Source organism: Streptomyces sp. CNZ301 (genome assembly GCF_004217425.1).
On the sequence record NZ_SHLG01000001.1, the window covers coordinates 873,700 to 889,314 of the forward strand.

General features: G+C 72.1%; 12 protein-coding genes and 1 pseudogene. 7 read left to right on the forward strand and 6 right to left on the reverse strand.

Annotation, left to right across the window (positions count from 1 at the left end; translation table 11 throughout):
* The first annotated feature begins 169 nt into the window (after positions 1-169).
* Positions 170-736: a riboflavin biosynthesis intermediates N-glycosidase gene (gene ybiA, locus EV375_RS03985; protein WP_130298221.1), complete on the forward strand. Its 567-nt coding sequence runs from the start codon at positions 170-172 to the stop codon at positions 734-736.
* 150 nt (positions 737-886) lie between these two features.
* Here the strand turns inward: ybiA and EV375_RS03990 are convergent, their stop codons facing one another.
* On the reverse strand, positions 887-1,258 hold the full coding sequence (locus EV375_RS03990) for a GntR family transcriptional regulator (RefSeq protein ID WP_486588265.1): 372 nt from the start codon (positions 1,256-1,258) through the stop codon (positions 887-889).
* A gap of 124 nt (positions 1,259-1,382) precedes the next feature.
* Here EV375_RS03990 and EV375_RS03995 point away from each other — a divergent pair, with 124 nt between their 5' ends.
* On the forward strand, positions 1,383-2,309 hold the full coding sequence (locus EV375_RS03995; RefSeq protein ID WP_130298222.1) for a GNAT family N-acetyltransferase: 927 nt from the start codon (positions 1,383-1,385) through the stop codon (positions 2,307-2,309).
* 85 nt (positions 2,310-2,394) lie between these two features.
* Here the strand turns inward: EV375_RS03995 and EV375_RS04000 are convergent, their stop codons facing one another.
* A complete protein-coding gene (locus tag EV375_RS04000) occupies positions 2,395-3,591 on the reverse strand; it encodes a MarP family serine protease (RefSeq protein WP_130298223.1) in 1,197 nt (398 codons plus the stop codon).
* A 406-nt stretch (positions 3,592-3,997) separates the two neighbouring features.
* Positions 3,998-4,603, reverse strand: coding sequence for an AMIN-like domain-containing (lipo)protein (locus EV375_RS04005; protein ID WP_130298224.1), 606 nt, complete (start codon positions 4,601-4,603; stop codon positions 3,998-4,000).
* A gap of 329 nt (positions 4,604-4,932) precedes the next feature.
* Between EV375_RS04005 and EV375_RS04010 the strand changes: the two genes are divergently transcribed.
* The gene (locus tag EV375_RS04010) at positions 4,933-5,925 is read left to right on the forward strand and encodes a lytic polysaccharide monooxygenase (protein ID WP_130298225.1); all 993 of its coding nucleotides are present in this window, start codon (positions 4,933-4,935) and stop codon (positions 5,923-5,925) included.
* Positions 5,926-5,999: 74 nt separating this feature from the next.
* On the forward strand, positions 6,000-6,644 hold the full coding sequence (locus tag EV375_RS04015; RefSeq protein ID WP_486588266.1) for a pyridoxamine 5'-phosphate oxidase family protein: 645 nt from the start codon (positions 6,000-6,002) through the stop codon (positions 6,642-6,644).
* Positions 6,645-6,709: 65 nt separating this feature from the next.
* Here EV375_RS04015 and EV375_RS04020 read toward each other — a convergent pair whose 3' ends face one another.
* Positions 6,710-7,699, reverse strand: coding sequence for an esterase/lipase family protein (locus EV375_RS04020; protein WP_486588267.1), 990 nt, complete (start codon positions 7,697-7,699; stop codon positions 6,710-6,712).
* Positions 7,700-7,952: 253 nt separating this feature from the next.
* On the opposite strand from EV375_RS04020, the gene EV375_RS04025 reads away from it, so the two are divergent.
* Positions 7,953-8,789, forward strand: a complete 837-nt coding sequence (locus EV375_RS04025; RefSeq protein WP_130301582.1) for an RNA methyltransferase — start codon at positions 7,953-7,955, stop codon at positions 8,787-8,789.
* Here the strand turns inward: EV375_RS04025 and EV375_RS04030 are convergent.
* Entirely contained in the window at positions 8,786-9,787 is a 1,002-nt protein-coding gene (locus tag EV375_RS04030; protein ID WP_486588693.1) for a DNA polymerase Y family protein, read from the reverse strand. The two genes, EV375_RS04025 and EV375_RS04030, sit on opposite strands and share 4 nt — an antisense overlap.
* Before the next feature lie 128 nt (positions 9,788-9,915).
* Positions 9,916-13,677 carry a DNA polymerase III subunit alpha gene (locus tag EV375_RS04035; protein ID WP_130298227.1) on the reverse strand — a complete coding sequence of 1,254 codons (3,762 nt, stop codon included), beginning with the start codon at positions 13,675-13,677 and terminating at the stop codon, positions 9,916-9,918.
* A gap of 120 nt (positions 13,678-13,797) precedes the next feature.
* Here EV375_RS04035 and EV375_RS04040 point away from each other — a divergent pair.
* Together EV375_RS04040 and EV375_RS04045 are read left to right on the forward strand one after the other, a co-directional pair.
* Positions 13,798-14,349 (forward strand): annotated as a pseudogene (locus EV375_RS04040) (metallophosphoesterase family protein); the annotation flags it as partial.
* Between the two features lie 167 nt (positions 14,350-14,516).
* Positions 14,517-15,539 (forward strand): aspartate-semialdehyde dehydrogenase, encoded by a 1,023-nt coding sequence (locus tag EV375_RS04045; RefSeq protein WP_130298229.1) that lies wholly within the window; start codon positions 14,517-14,519, stop codon positions 15,537-15,539.
* Positions 15,540-15,615 lie beyond the last annotated feature (76 nt).

A 15,615-nucleotide genomic window follows, 5' to 3' on the forward strand; every position in this document is an offset into this window, starting at 1 on the left:
TCGCCGTCGCCGCCACGGGACGCACCGGCGGGCCGGCGGGCACGGCGCCCCTCTCCCCCGGGAACGGGCCCCGGCACAACAGGCATCCGTACAACGGGCCTCCGTACTCGGCCTCCGCCGACCTGATAAAGAGTCGAGGGAGGCGCCCCTGCGCTGCCAGAATCACGCCATGGTCGACAACGTCGCTGAACTCGCCGAGCGCGCCGCGCGGGGCGAGCGCTTCAAGTACCTCTACTTCTGGGGCCATCGGCCACGGCGGGACGGCGCCATCGGCAAGGGCTGCCTGAGCCAGTGGTGGCCTTCGCCCTTCGAGGCGGAAGGCGTCGAGTACGCCACCGCGGAGCACTGGATGATGGCCCGCAAGGCCCGCCTGTTCGGGGACGAGGAGGCGGAGCGGCGCGCGGTGGCCGCCGGGGACCCCCGGCAGGCGAAGGCCGCGGGCCGCTCGGTGCGGGGGTTCGACCAGGACGTGTGGGAACGCGAGCGCTTCGCCATCGTGGTCGAGGGCAGTCTGCGGAAGTTCGGGCAGCCCAGCGAGCTGCGCGAATTCCTGCTCGGCACCAACAGCCGCGTACTGGTGGAGGCCAGCCCGCTGGACCGGGTGTGGGGCGTCGGCCTCGCCGCGGACGACGCGCGGGTGCGTGACCCTTCGCAGTGGCGCGGCCAGAACCTGCTGGGCTTCGCGCTGATGGAGGCCCGCACGAGGCTGCTCACACGGACGGGCACGCTGGCGTAACCTCATCGCCCGGGTCCGCGGACGGACGATGCGGCGCCGTGTCGCGCAACTCCCGCGCGCCGCAGACCTGTTGAGCACGCCTGTTGGGTCAGGGACCGCTTCACGTCTCGCCCCTGCCCGGGCACGTGCGCTGATCCCGGTGCCCGGCTCTCACCCGTACACGGCGCGTAGCGCGTCCTCGACCGCCGCACGCGCCGCATCACGGTCCAGGCCCAGCCTGTTCACCCGTTGGGCGTAGGACATCGCCGCCTCGGACGCCTCCCTCTGCGCGGCGTCGCCCGCCGCCGCCACGAAGGTGCCGTGCCGCCCCCTGGTCTCGATGACTCCGTCAGATTCCAGCGCCCGGTAGGCCTTGGCGACGGTGTTGGCGGCGAGGCCGAGTTCCCCGGCCAGACCTCGCACGGTCGGCAGCTTGTATCCGGTCGGCAGATCCCCGCCGCGCACCTGCCCGGCGATCTGGGCGCGGAGCTGCTCGTAGGGGGCGTCCGTCCCCGCAGGGTCGATGGTGATCTGCAACGGCACGTGATCTCCGGTGTGTTCGCGGTTTTCTTCCGTCAGGGCGGCGCATCGGATGCGGTGCCGATTCTCTCTCAGGGGCGGGAAAATCAGGAGCGGCGCCACCCGCGGGCGCGTAGCGTGCCGGGGCATGACGCCGAAGGTCACCGTCGAAGCCTTCCGCCCGCGCGACGCGGACGCAGTGGCCGAGGTGAGGCGTGCGGCCGTCCCGTATCTGGTGTGCACTGCCGAATCGGTGGCCTGGGAGGCCGGGTCCGCGCGTGCGGCCGGCGGCCGGGTGGTGGGCTGCGCGGACACGGGGCTGCTCATCGGCAGCGTCGAGCCGGGGCAGGGCTATCTGCACACGGCTGTGCATACGCACGGCCGCGGACTGGGCGCGGGCGCGGCGCTGGTGGCGGAGGCGGAACGTCATCTGTCCGCGATCGGGGCCGGGCGTGCCTGGACGTGGGTGGCGGACGACGGCCGCTCCCCCGCCTTCGCGGAACGCCGCGGCTACACCCGCGGGCGGCGGGCCTGTTTCCTGGGGCTCGACCTCGACCGGGGCGGGCTTCCGGAGCTGCCGGAGCGGCTGCCCGCCGGCGTCGAACTCCGCACGGCTCTCGACTTCGCCGGTGACTGGCGTCCGCTGTACGAGGCGGACTTGGATGGGGCCTCCCCGAGCCGGAGGCTCAGGGGAAGCGTGGCGGACGAACCCGGCGATGTGCAGCACGGGTTCGTGCCGTACGAGGACTGGCTGCGGCTGAACCGGGACCGCCCGGACCTCGACCACCACCTCACCTCCGTCGTGCTCGTCGGCGGCGAGGTCGCGTCGTACTCCGTGGCGCAGACGGACGGGCGCGAGCGCTACTGGTCGGGCATGACCGGCACCCGTCGCGCGTACCGCGGGCGCGGTCCGGCGCGGCTGGCCAAGCTCGACTCGCTGCACCGCTCCCGTTCCGCGGGCCGCAGGCGTGCCTTCACCGGGAACGACGCCACGAACGCCCCGATGCTCGCGCTCAACCGCAGCCTGGGGTATGCGCAGACGGCCGCCGAGTGGCGCTACTCCAAGCCACTGTGAGCGGCCGGGACGCAGAGGCCCGGGGGTGCGAACGTGCCTCCACGCCCGCTGTGAACCGCGCCGCCCGCCGGTGTCCCGGCGCGGTTCACAGCGCCGAGCGGTTGCCGGTGTCGACGGGCCGGGTGGCCGCGGCGCCGCTCCGCGCGTGCTGCTGCACCTGTTCCGCGGTGAGCGCGTAGCCGGTGCCGTTGTCGGTCGTGGAGCGGGCGAAGATCACCCCGAGGACCTTCCCGTCCTTGGACAGCAGCGGCCCGCCGGAGTTCCCGGGCCGGACGGTGGAGCGTATGGCGTAGATGTCGCGGGTGCTGAGGTTGTCGCCGTAGATGTCCTGGCCCCGCGCCTCGACGCGCTGGGCGACGGCGGCCGCACGCAGATCGAGACTGCCGTTCTCCGGGTACCCGGCCACCACGCCGGGCGTTCCGCGGTCGGCGTTGCCCGCGAAGTCCAGGGCGGGCGCTTCGAGCCCGGGCACGGCGAGGACGGCGACGTCTGCGTTCGGATCGAATTCGACGACCCTCGCCTCGTAGCGCGGTCCGACACCGCCCACCCGCACCGTCGGCTCCTCGACTCCGGCGACGACGTGGGCGTTGGTCATCACGCGCTGCTGCGTGTAGACGAAGCCGCTGCCTTCCTGCCCGCGCGCGCTTCCGTCGACGTCGGCGACGCCCTCCACCTTGACCGTGCTGCGCTTGGCGGCCTGGGTCGCGGCGGGGGTGACGGAGTCGCCGGACGGCTTGGCGACGGAGGTGCCGGGTTCGTGCTCGAAGGGGTTGAAGACCGGCGGGAAGCCCGCCGTCGTGAGCGCTCCCGTGGCGTCGTTGAACCAGGTGGCTGCCTGGTCGGGCATGCGGTCCTGGACGGTGCCGAGCACGACGGAGCTGCGGATGGTCTGGTTCAGCGTGGGCGAGGGCGACACGGACAGGGCGCTGGCCGCGACCCATCCGACGACGAGCACGGCTATCGCGTTGACGGCCACGCCCCCGGCGCCGTCGGCCCATCGCACGGGGGTCCAGCTGAGCGCGCCACGCAGCCGCCACCCCAGCGGCGCGGCCACGGCCTGCCCCAGCGCGGCCGGTACGAGCACGGTCAGCAGCGCCACGACCGTGGCCTCCGTGGTACCCGTCTGGACCCGCTCCAGTACGAAGGGCAGGGCCCACACACCGACGACGGCTCCGCCGACGAAGCCGGCGAGCGAGACGAAGCCCGCGACGAGGCCGCGTTGATAGCCGGAAACGGAGAAAACCAGCACTGCGAGCAGCAACAGCACATCCAGCAGGTTCACCGCACACCCCTTCTCGCCCCACTCGGGTTACTCATCGTGCTCATGTTGCGGCCCTGTCCTCCGATTGTGCCTCGCCTGCCTTCCGCATCTGCCCCCGGTCGCAGAACACACGCGAATCGGAGCAGGGTTGGTTCCGCATCACACACGCTCATTGACCCGGCGTCCCGTTATGTACCGTTATGCGCCTGCAAACGCCGGGCGGCTCCTCCTGGTTCCGTGCTCGCCGCGGGGGTTGCTGATCTCACCCTCCACGGCGAGCCCGCCGGCCCGCCGCCGTCAGTCGACCTCTGTGGGGCGAGGCCCCACCGGCGCAGCAGCGCACCGTCGTCGCCGCCTTCCGGGGCGCGGACACAAAGCGCCGGGTGCGAGGCGGCTGCGCGCCCCGCACCCGGCGGTCGTTGCGGTCTCAGCGGGAGGCGGCCCAGGTGTGGGCCACGTCGATGACGAGACGGTCGCCCAGTTCGAGCACCCGGAACGGCAGCCGTGCCCTGACGCCGAGCCCGAGCTGGGTCGTTCCCTCGTAGCTGGCGCCGAACCGGGCGTCGCGGAAGGTCTTGTAGCCCTTGAGGTGCACGCCCGGCAGCGGCTTGCCGCCCCGGCCCGGGTAGGTGGCCTCGTAGGTGTCCGGGTCGTAAGCCGGCGCGGTCGCCACGATTTCCAGGATCGCGCCGCCGCCCACGTCGATGCGGCGGCCGGAGCCGTCCTGGTACAGCCTGTCGACGTAGCGGACCCGGTACGCCGGTGAACCGGCGGGCGTTCCTGGACGGACGTCGAGGACCATGCGGTCGTAGCAGTCGTGCCGCCCGGTTCTGACGTCGGTGAGCGGCCGCGTGCCCGTGCCGTGGCCGGCCTTCGGCAGGCTCCCCCAGGTGACTCCGCAGCTCGCGGCGGCAGCCGAGGCGTGCGGGGCGGTTGTCGCGGCCCCGGCTCCTGCGGCGGTGGCCGCGGAGGTGGTGGCCAGGAGCCCCGCGCAGGTGAGCACGGTGGTGATGAGCAGTCTGGTCCGGCGCATTCTGGCCCCCTTGTGGTGCATTTGCTGTGGTATGAGGCTAGACCCTTGAAAAGGCGGCAGAGTTGTACAGAAACAGATTCAACGGAACCTGACGAGTAAAAGGGATGTACGGCGCACATCGATGCGCCCCGGACTCCGCGCCTGAGCCCCCTCTTACCGCTGCCTTAACGGCACCATAAGGATGGGCAGTTGGGGCTTCCGGGCATCGAACGGGCAGCTGAGCGCGGCTAGCGTGCTGATGCATACAGCACCGGCCCGGCCCGCCCGGCACCACCGGGGCGCGCGGGGCGCGGGCGACACGTACGCCCCCCACACCCAGGAGCCCCAAGATGTCCGCTCGTCGCTCGGTCGCACGCATGGCCGCTCTCGGAGCCGTGCCGCTCGCGCTCTCCATGGCGGGCGCGGCGCCCGCCGCAGCTCACGGATCGATGACGGACCCGGTGAGCCGCGTGTCCGCCTGTTTCGCGGAGGGGCCGGAGAATCCCCGGTCGGCCGCGTGCAAAGCGGTGGTGAAGACCGGCGGCACCCAGGCGCTCTACGACTGGAACGAGGTCAACATCCCGGACGCGGCCGGCAGGCACAAGCAGATCATCCCGGACGGCAAGCTGTGCAGCGCGGGACGTGCCAAGTACAAGGGCCTGGACCTGCCGCGAAAGGACTGGCCGGCGTCGAAGATGGCCGCCGGGGAGCACGCCTTCTCCTACAAGTCGACGGCTCCGCACAAGGGCAGCTTCGAGCTCTACATCACCCGGTCCGGCTACGACCCGTCCGAGCCGCTGAAGTGGTCGGACCTGGAGTCCGAGCCGTTCGCGAAGGTCAAGGACCCCCGGCTCGTGGGCGGGGAGTACAAGTTCAAGGGAGAGGTGCCCAAGAGGTCGGGCCGCCATCTGATCTACAGCATCTGGCAGCGCTCCGACAGCCCCGAGGCGTTCTACACCTGTTCCGACGTCACCTTCGCGGGCGGGAAGGGCGCGGCCGGCACCGAGCGGAAGGCCGCTTCGACGGGCGGCCCCGCCGCCCCGGACGACTCGCAGATCGAGGCGGGCGCCGCCAGGTCGACCGTGGAACACGGCGGCCGCGGCAACCCGTCGGCCGGCGAGCACAGCGCTCACGGCAGCGACGTGAGCACCAGGGCCGGGCACTCCTCGCACAACGCCCCGAGGACGAGGAGCGCCGGACAGGGTGACCGGCTCGCCGAGACCGGCGACGACGGCACGACGACGGACATCGCGCTCGCCGGCGCGGGCGTCCTCGTCCTCGGTGCGGCGCTGATGTGCCTCAGTGCCCGCCGCCGTGACCTCGGCCGTCGCAGCAGCAGCTGACCCATGCTCGTAGGATGCGGATACGAGCAGGACAGGGACGGAACCTGCGTGCCCTGCGGGGAAGGTGAGGCAGGGTGGAGCATGTGGAACCGCCGCCGGCGACGCGGGAAGTCACTTCGGAGGACGAGCTGCGAGCACTGCTGGGCGAGCCCGCCCCGCACGCGGCGCGGAAGGTCCGGAGCACGCTGCACGCGCTGGACCGGGAGTGGCTTGCACACTCGCCGCTGTGTCTGATCGCCACGTCGGGCACCGACGGCTCGTGCGACGTGTCGCCGAAGGGCGATCCGCCCGGTTTCGTCAAGGTGCTCGACGAGCGCACCCTCGCGATCCCCGACCGCCCGGGCAACAGGCGTGCCGACGGGTTCCGCAACATCCTTCAGAACCCGCAGGTCGGGCTCATCCACCTGCTGCCCGGACGCGGCGACACGCTACGCATCAACGGCAGGGCACGGATCGTTCGCGAGGCGCCGTTCCTGGAGGAGATGACGGTCCGGCGGAACACGCCGGTGCTCGCACTGGTGGTGGAGATCGAGGAGGTCTACTTCCACTGCTCCAAGGCGTTCCTGCGCTCCGCCGCCTGGGACCCCGCCACGTGGGAGCCCGGGGCGCTTCCGGGGCGGGCGAGGATCTCCAAGGCTCTGGAGCGCCAGGAGGACCCGCTGGAGGTACTCGAGGAGCACTACGGTCAGGCGTACGCGGAGAAGCTCTACCAGTGGTGACGTGACGGACGGCGGGGCCCGCCCCAGGAGCGGGCCCCACCGTCCGTCATGCGCCGGCTCTCCGGTCAGGAGGTGCAGGTCGTGGGTTCGGCGTTGGCCGGGTCGAGGGCGTTTGCCGTCTCGTGGAACGCCAGCCTGTCGAAGAGGCCCACGGCCAGGTGTTCGGAGATGTCGGCCGGGCACAGGTCCTGAAGCGTGACGTTGTTGACGTCGGGGCCCTCCAGGAACTGCGACTTGTAGGGCGTCACGATCTGGTCGTACTTCGTCGCGATCACCGTGTACTTCACGCCCGGCAGGGTGTCGCCGCCTTCGTTGAGGCGGTTGATGAAGTCCGAGCCCTTCTTCTGCTGCATGAGCGACGGCGCGAGCCCGTCGACGGCGTCACCGAGCCCGGGGATCAGGTCGACGAGTCCGGTGAGCCCGCTCAGCGTGGTGCCGTGGTTGCTGGGAGCGATGCCGACGAGGGCGTTCACCTTCTCCGCTCCGTCGAGGAACTTCATGTAGTAGCGGGGCATCATGCCGCCCTGCGAGTGGCCGACGATGTCGACCTTGCCGGTGCTCGTCGCGTCGAGGACCTTGTCGACGAAGGTGTCGAGCTGGGCGGCGGAATCCTCGATCGGGCCCAGGCCGTGCAGCAGCGGAATGCCGTTGTACTGGCCGTAGTCGAGGGAGAAGACGCAGTAGCCGCGCTTCTTCAAGTAGGGCGCGAGACCGAGCCAGTTGTCGACCTTGTTGCCGCCCGTGCCGTGCACGAGCACGACGGGGCGGGGGTGCTTCTCCGACGGCTTGCAGTCGTAGTCGTTCCAGCCGCCCTTCGGCTCGCCGGCCGCGAGTTTGCCGGCAGCGGGCTTGTCGGCGAGCCGGGCCTGCCCGTCGGCGTCCGCGTCCGCGGCTGTGTCCGTCTCAGCGGACGTCTTGGAATCCGGAGCGGACGTGCCCGACGCGGAGGCCTCCGAAGCAGAGGCACCTGACGCCGTGAGGGGGAAGGCCGTCATGACGATCGCGGTCGCCGCAGCGACTGCCGGGGCGTAGGGGTGCTTCCAGGACAGTTTCACTGCCGTCTCCTCGTGGAGTGAGGGGGCGTTTTCCTGTGGCGCCTCGTGGGGGGTGGTGCGTGGGGGTGGTGCGTGGGGGGTGGTGGCTGTGTGGTGGCGATGGGGGGTGAGGCAGACCACATTTGACGAAGTCACGTCAATTAACGCAGCGGTAACTTGGGAGGGCCATAAGCGTGCCTGTGAAGATTCAGTGACCGTCACGCTCTTGTGTAGGCTGCCGCCGCAGCACGAAGACACGAGCGGAGGAAGTCCCCTGGTTCAGAAGATCACCTCCCGCAACGCCCGTTTCCAGCAGTGGCAGTCGCTGCTGACCAACCGGAACAAGCGCCTGCGCGCACGGGAGTTCCTCGTCCAGGGAGTCCGCCCCGTCTCGGTCGCCGTCGAACGCGGCTGGCCGGTACGGGCGTTGATCCACTCAACCCGCCGGCCGCTCTCGCGCTGGGCGGAGGACCTGCTGCGCTCCGTCCGCGCGGAACAGGTCGCGATGGCCCCCGAACTCCTCGCCGAACTCGGCGGGAAGGACGAGAGCGCACCCGAGGTCGTCGCGGTGCTCGAGATGCCGGAGGACGACCTGTCCCGCATCGGCGTGGACGACGGCTTCCTCGGCGTGCTCTTCGACCGCCCCTCCGGCCCCGGGAACATCGGCACGGTGATCCGCTCCGCCGACGCCTTCGGGGCGGCCGGCGTGATCGTGACCGGTCACGCCGCCGACGTCTACGACCCCAAGTCGGTGCGGGCCAGCACCGGTTCGCTCTTCGCGCTGCCCGCGGTGCGGGTGCCCTCGCAGCGTGAGGTCGTCGCATGGCTGGAGCGGCACAGGGCGCTCGGAAGGCGCGTCACGGTCGTGGGCACCGACGAGGACGGCGCGACGGATCTCTTCGACGCCGATATGACCGGGCCCGTTCTGCTCCTCGTCGGGAACGAGACCGCCGGGCTCAGCGCGGCCTGGCGCCAGTTGTGCGATCTCACGGTGCGCATCCCGATGAGCGGATCGGCCAGTTCGCTCAACGCGGCCGGCGCCGCGACCGCCGTGCTGTACGAGGTCTCACGGCAGCGCATCACCGCCCGCCGTGCCCGGGACCGGCCCTAAGCCGCGTCGAACAGCCCCGCCGGGTGCGCCGCGGCCGCGCCGAACCGCAGCCGGGCCCGGTCCGCCGCCGCCTCGGCGCGCCTGGCCTTCTCCTCACGGGCGTCCAGGGACAGCTGCAGGGAGGCGAGTTCGGCCGGCATCAGCTCCTCCGCGCGCAGGGCCACCGCGCGCACGCGGGCCCGCTGCAGCCCGAGCCCGTCGTGCATGGCGTAGGCGGCAGCGGTCAACGCCGGTGTGTGCGCGGAGGGTTCGGCGAGCGTGCGGGTGCGCGTGGTGACGGAGCGGTCGGCGTAGCGGACGGTGAGGGTCAGCGCGCGGGCCACCTGCCCACTGGTGCGCATACGGAAGCCCAGGTCGTCGGCGAGGGTGAGCAGCGCGCGGCGGCGCTCGCCCGAGTCGATCTCGTCCCGGGCGAAGCGGAGTTCGGAGCTCTCCGAACGCGCCGGTTCATCGGGAACCACCGGTGTCGGGTCGATGCCGCGGGCCCGCTCCCGCAGGAGGCGTCCGGTCCTCGCGCCGAGGAGGCGCTGCAGGGTGGCGGGCGGGGCGCCGGCGACGCGGCCGACGGTGTCCAGGCCGTACGAGCACAGGGTGCGAGCGGTCGCCGGGCCGACGCCGTGCAGGGCCGCGACGGGCTTGCCTGTGAGGAAAGCCGCGGTCTCTTCCGGACGCACGACCCGGACCGCACCCGCGGGCCCGGAGTGCGCGGCCATCCTCGCGAGCAGCGGGTTGACGGCGACGCCGACGGTGCAGTCGGTGCCGTACAGGGCCAGCGCGCGGAGACGGATGAGCCGGGCCAGCCCGGGCGCGTCCCGGTCGAAGTAGCGCAGCGCGCCCCGTACGTCGGCGAGCGCGGCATCCGGCGGCAGCGCCTGCACGACGGGGGTGAAGCCGGCGAGGAGACCGAGGAGCACGGGGAACTCCGGGCGGCCCTCGTCCGCCTGCCGGTCTCCGGCTCCGAAGTGGACGTACAGCACGCGCAGTTGTCCGCCGTCCACGGCCTGTCCGCGGTGGCCGCCGCCTCCGCCCTGCTCGCCGGGGTCGCCCTGCTTGGCGGGTTCGCCCTGCTCGCTGTGGCCGCCGTGTCTGCCGGGCCCGCCCGGTTCGCTGTGCGCGCTGTGCTCGCTCATCCCGCGCTCCCCGGGCTGGAGTGCCAGAGCTTGCGCAGGGCGTTCGGAGAGCCGGCGGCATCGCCGGGCGGACGAAGATCTGCCCAAGGGTGCATTTCGTACCCCTTCGTCACCTCGACGGTGCGGCCGCCGGAGCCGCTGCCCCCGCTCCGGACCTCGTCCTGGCCCTGCCCTTGGCCGCTCCCCTGCGTCTGCCCGGCGTCCTGCTCCGGTCCGGGCCTGCTCGGCGGCTCTGCCAGCCGGGCCGTGACCGCGTCCAGGCCGCCGGTGCGGCGCAGTTCGGCCAGCTCGGCCAGATCCCATGCCGCCGAACCGACCACGCTGAGGCTGCGCGGACCGCGCCGCTGCACCACTCCCCTCACCAGCAGCAGCCAGGAGTGGAAGACGGTGTGCGCGCAGGCGGCATGACTGTCGTCGAAGAAGGCGAGGTCGACCAGGCCGGTGCCGTCGTCGAGGGTGCTGAAGATGACGCGCCGCCCGGAGCGGATCGGCGGGGTCTGGGTCGCCGCCTTGGCCCCCGCGACCAGAACCGTCTCGCCGTGCCGCGCGTCGCGCAGCGCACGCGCGGAGTACGCGCCCAACTCCCGCAGGAAGGCGGTGTGATCGTCCATGAGGTGCCGGGAGGTGTCCATGCCGAGTACGCCGAGTTCCGCTCCCAGCCGCTCGTCCGCGTCGAGGTCGGGAAGCCCGGCCGGCTCGGGTGCGGCGGCGCCTTTCGCCAGATGGTCCAGCGCCATCTGCCCCTCGCGGGCACCGGACCGGCCGCGCTGCTGACGGTGGAGTTCGGCGATCTGCAGCAGCAGGTCGCGGCGGTTGCCGTCGGGCGTGAAGGCGTCCAGGGCCCCCACCCGCGCGAGTCCTTCGGCCACGGGGCGCGGGGGCCGTGCCCGGCGCCAGAGGTCCGCCAGCGAGTCGTAGGGCTGCCCGGCGGCGATGCGCTCCGCGTCCGCCTCACTGATGCCCTGCACTTCGGAGAGGGCGAGGCGGAGCCCCCACCGGAGCCGTTCCGGCGGAGGGCCGGGAAGCTCCGGGAGCTCTGCCGGGAGATCCGGAAGATGCGAGACCGCCGGAAGGCCGGGGAGCTCCGGCAGGTCGGGGAGGTCCGGCGGGCCAGGGAATCCCGGAGGGTCAGGGTGTCCGTGGGAGGGTTCCGGGGCGTTCGCGGCACCGTCCCCAACACCCTGAAAATCAGACACCAGTTCGATGCTATAGCCGACCGACGACCGGTTCACATCCAGCGGCAGCACCGGCACCCCGCGCCTGCGCGCATCCGCCAGCAGCAGCCTCTTGGGGTACATCCCCGGATCGTGCTCCAGCACTCCCGCGTAAAAAGCCGCCGGATGGTGGGCTTTCAGCCACGCCGACTGATACGTCGGCACGGCGAAGGCGACGGCGTGCGCCTTGCAGAAGCCGTAGGAGCCGAACGCCTCCACGATCTCCCAGGTGCGTTCGACGGTCTCGGCCCCGTACCCGCGCCGGGACGCCTCCTGCGTGAACCAGGCCCGCACCCTCCCCTGCCGCTCGCCGTCCGAGAGCGCACGCCGCGCCTCGTCGGCCATGGCACGGCCGCATCCGGTCATGACGGACAGGATCTCGATGATCTGCTCGTGGAAGACCACGACGCCGAACGTCTCGCGCAGCACCGGCTCCAGATCCGGGTGCGGATACACGGCGGGCCGCCGTCCGTGCCGCGCCTCGATGAACGGCCGCACCATGTCGGCGACGACCGGCCCCGGCCGGAACAGCGAGATGTCGACGACGAGATGGTGGAAGTTCTCCGGTTGCAGCCGCCCCACCAGGTCGCGCTGGCCCGGTGATTCGATCTGGAAGCAGCCGAGCGTCTCGGCGGAGCGGATCAGCTCGTACGTCTGCGGGTCACCCTCGGGCACGTCGTCCAGCGCGACATGGCCGCCGCCGGTCCGCTCGATCTCCGCGACCGCGTGCGCCATCGCGGACTGCATCCGCACCCCCAGCACATCCAGCTTGAGCAGCCCCAGCTCCTCCACGTCGTCCTTGTCGAACTGCGACATCGCGATGGGCGCGCTCCCCGACCCGGGAGGGCTGAGGGGCACCTCGCCGCTGGTGGGCACGACGGGCGTACGGGCACGGAGCGAGGAGTCCGAGAGCAGCACCCCGCACGGATGCATGGCGATGCCGCGGGGCAGCGCGTCCAGCGACTCGACCAGGTCCCAGAAGCGGGGCCCGTGCTTCTCGGCGTCCACGCCGCGCAGTTCGGGGAGTTCCTCGAGGGCGGCACGCGCGTCGCGTGCCCGTATGTGCGGGAACGACTTCGCGAGCCGGTCGGTCTCGGCGGGGTCGATGCTCAAGGCCGCGCCCACGTCGCGGATGGCGTGCCGCACCCGGTAGGTCTCCGGCATGGCGACGGCGGCGACGCGCTCCTCGCCGAAGCGGTCGAAGACGGCGCGGTAGACCTCCAGCCTGCGTGCCGACTCCACGTCGATGTCGATGTCCGGCAGGGCGGCACGGCGCGGCGAGAGGAACCGCTCCATGAGCAGGCCGTGTTCGAGGGGATCGGCCTGCGCGATGCCCAGCAGATGGTTGACCAGCGATCCGGCGCCCGAGCCGCGCGCCGCGACCCGTACGCCCATCGCCCGTGCGTCCTCCACGACTTGCGCGACGGTGAGGAAGTAGGAGGAGAAGCCGAGCCCTTCGATGATCCGCAGCTCGTGTTCGAGTCTCTCCCAGCGCTCCCGCTGCTCCTCGTAACGCCGTGCGACCATCCCGGCCGCACACCGCGAACGCAGCACGCGCTCCGCGCTCCTGCCCCCGCCCGCGCCGACCAGCCACGGTTCGGGGAAGTGCACACGCCCGATGCCGATGTCGTACTCCGGGTCGACGCGGCAGCCCCCGGCGGTCTCCTCGGTCAGCGTCAGCAGCCGGTTCGCGGTGTCGCTCCGGTAGCCCGCGGCAAGCGCGATGCGCTCCGCGGCCGCCGCCATGGCCTCCGGGCCCTTGAGCCACCGCTCGCCGCCGTCCAGTCCCTTCCGAGGGTCGACGGGGACGAGGCGGCGCGCCGCGTCCAGCACGTCGGCGACCGGACCCTGGCCGGGATCGGCATAGCGCACCCCGTTGGCCAGTACGGGCTTGATCCCCTCCGCGGCCGCGAGACCCAGCATCCGCGCGGACTCCCGCGTCGGTACGTGCGCACCGGCCTCCAGGCGCAGCGCCTGCGTACCGAAGATCTCCCGCCAGCCGTCCAGTTGCCGTGCCGCGCGGTCTGGGCGTCCGGCGGCGAGCGACCGGCCGACGTCGGAGTCGGGGCCGAGCAGCACGGTCAGCACGTCCTCGTGCGGACCCGCTCCGGACGCCGGCGCACCTCCCACCGCGGCCAGGTCCTCCCACTCCAGGCGGGGGCGCTCGCCGCCGGAGGCGTGGGCCGCCGTGACCAGCCGGCACAGCCGCTCCCATCCCGCGGCGCCCTGCCCGGCGAGGAAGACGACGCGCTGGGCCGATTCGTCGATGAAGGCCCCGCCTCTGACGGGGGTACGGCGCCGGCGCACCGCGCTCCTGCTCTCCGGGCGCTCCGCCACGGCCAGATCCACCCCGTACACCGGGCGCACTCCGGCGCCGACGCTCGCACGGGCGAAGCGGACCGCTCCGGCGAGGGTGTCCCGGTCGGTGAGCGCGACCGCGTCCATGCCGCGCTCGGCGGCGCGTTCGGCCAGGGTCTCGGGGTGCGAGGCCCCGTATCTCATGGAGAATCCGGAGGCGACGTGCAGGTGCACGAATCCCGGCATCGCACACACCTCCCGCCGCATCCGCACCTCTGCCCGTCCTCGGGTACACACCCACCATAGACCAGTCTGTCGAACTCGCGTTCGAACAGGGTGTGTGACGTCTCTCTGCAGCTCAGCGACGGTACGCGGCCGTCCGCACCGGGCCCGTGGACACCGGCGGACCGGAGTGTGCGAACGGCCGCCCCGGCCCCGCCGCGGCCGTGCCGCGCCGGGATTCCCGCGCCCGGATTCCGCGCCCGAACCGCACGGCTGGAGGTCGACGGGCTCGGCCCGGTGCTCTTCTGCCATGCCACACCTCGCGACGACGCGGAGGTGGTACTGGCCGACTCCAGCTCCGAACGCTGGGCCGAGGTGCTGTCAGGCGCGGACACCGATGTGCGGACCGTGGTGTGCGGCCACACCCATATGCCCTTCGTGCGGCTCGTCCAGTGCCTGCTGGCCGTCAACCCCGGGAGCGTCGGGATGCCCTACGGACGGCCCGGAGCGCACTGGGCCCTGCTCGGCCCCGGCGACTCCGTCGCCCTGCGCCGGACCACGTACGACTACGCGGCCGCCTGTGCCCGCATCGCCGCCGAGTCCGGGTACGAGGGGGCCGCGGCGTGGGCGGACGAGTACGTGCACGCGCGCAACAGCGCCGAGGGCGCGCTCGCCGCGTTCGGACCGCTCGACGGCCCGACGGCCGTGCACGGTGATTTCCCGCCACGTGTGACCGATGTCAAAGAAGTGGCCGATCGTAGCGGGGGCAGGGCAGGGTAGAAGAGCCAGCGCCCGGCCCGTGCCGCGCCGCGGACAGGCAGGGCCCTGACCCACTCGCACAGGACATGCACAGAAGGAGCCCCATGAGGATCGGGATCGTCGGAGCGACCGGCCAGGTCGGCAGCGTGATGCGGGAGATTCTGGCCGAGCGGAAACTCCCCGTCGAACAGCTGCGTCTGTTCGCCTCCGCCCGTTCCGCCGGGCGCACGCTCCCCTGGCAGGGCGGCGACGTCACCGTCGAGGACGCGGCCGCGGCCGACTACTCCGGACTGGACATCGTGCTCTTCTCCGCCGGGGGTTCGACGTCGAAGGCCATCGCCGAGAAGGTCGCCTCCCAGGGGCCGGTCGTCATCGACAACTCCTCGGCCTGGCGGCTCGACCCCGAAGTCCCGCTCGTCGTCTCCGAGGTGAACCCGGACGCGGCGAGGCAGCGCCCGAAGGGCATCATCGCCAACCCGAACTGCACCACCATGGCCGCCATGCCCGTGCTGCGCCCGCTGCACGACGAGGCCGGGCTGACGGGCCTGGTCGTCGCCACCTACCAGGCTGTCTCCGGCAGCGGACTGGCCGGCGTCGCCGAGCTGAACGAGCAGGCGAGCAAGGCTGTCGAGACCGACGCGACCAGGCTGACCTTCGACGGGGACGCCGTGGACTTCCCCGAGCCGGACAAGTACGAGCGTCCGATCGCGTTCAACGTGCTTCCGATGGCCGGTTCGATCGTCGACGACGGCCTCGACGAGACGGACGAGGAGCAGAAGCTCCGCAACGAGAGCCGCAAGATCCTCGACATCCCCGGTCTGAAGGTGTCGGGCACCTGCGTGCGCGTGCCTGTCTTCACCGGTCACTCGCTCCAGGTCAACGCCCGGTTCGAGCAGGCGATCACGCCGGAGCGCGCGCGTGAACTGCTGGCGTCGGCACCGGGTGTGGAGCTCTCCGAGATCCCCACGCCGCTCCAGGCCGCGGGCAAGGACGCGAGCTACGTCGGGCGCATCCGCACCGACGAGACCGCGGAGAACGGCCTTGCGCTCTTCCTCTCCAACGACAACCTCCGCAAGGGGGCGGCGCTGAACGCCGTGCAGATCGCGGAGCTGGTCGCCGCCGAGTGAGGCGATGAGTGCGGCGCGCTCCCGCGAAGGACTCCCGGGGCGTGCGGACATCACACGACGGAACCCCCGGGCACCG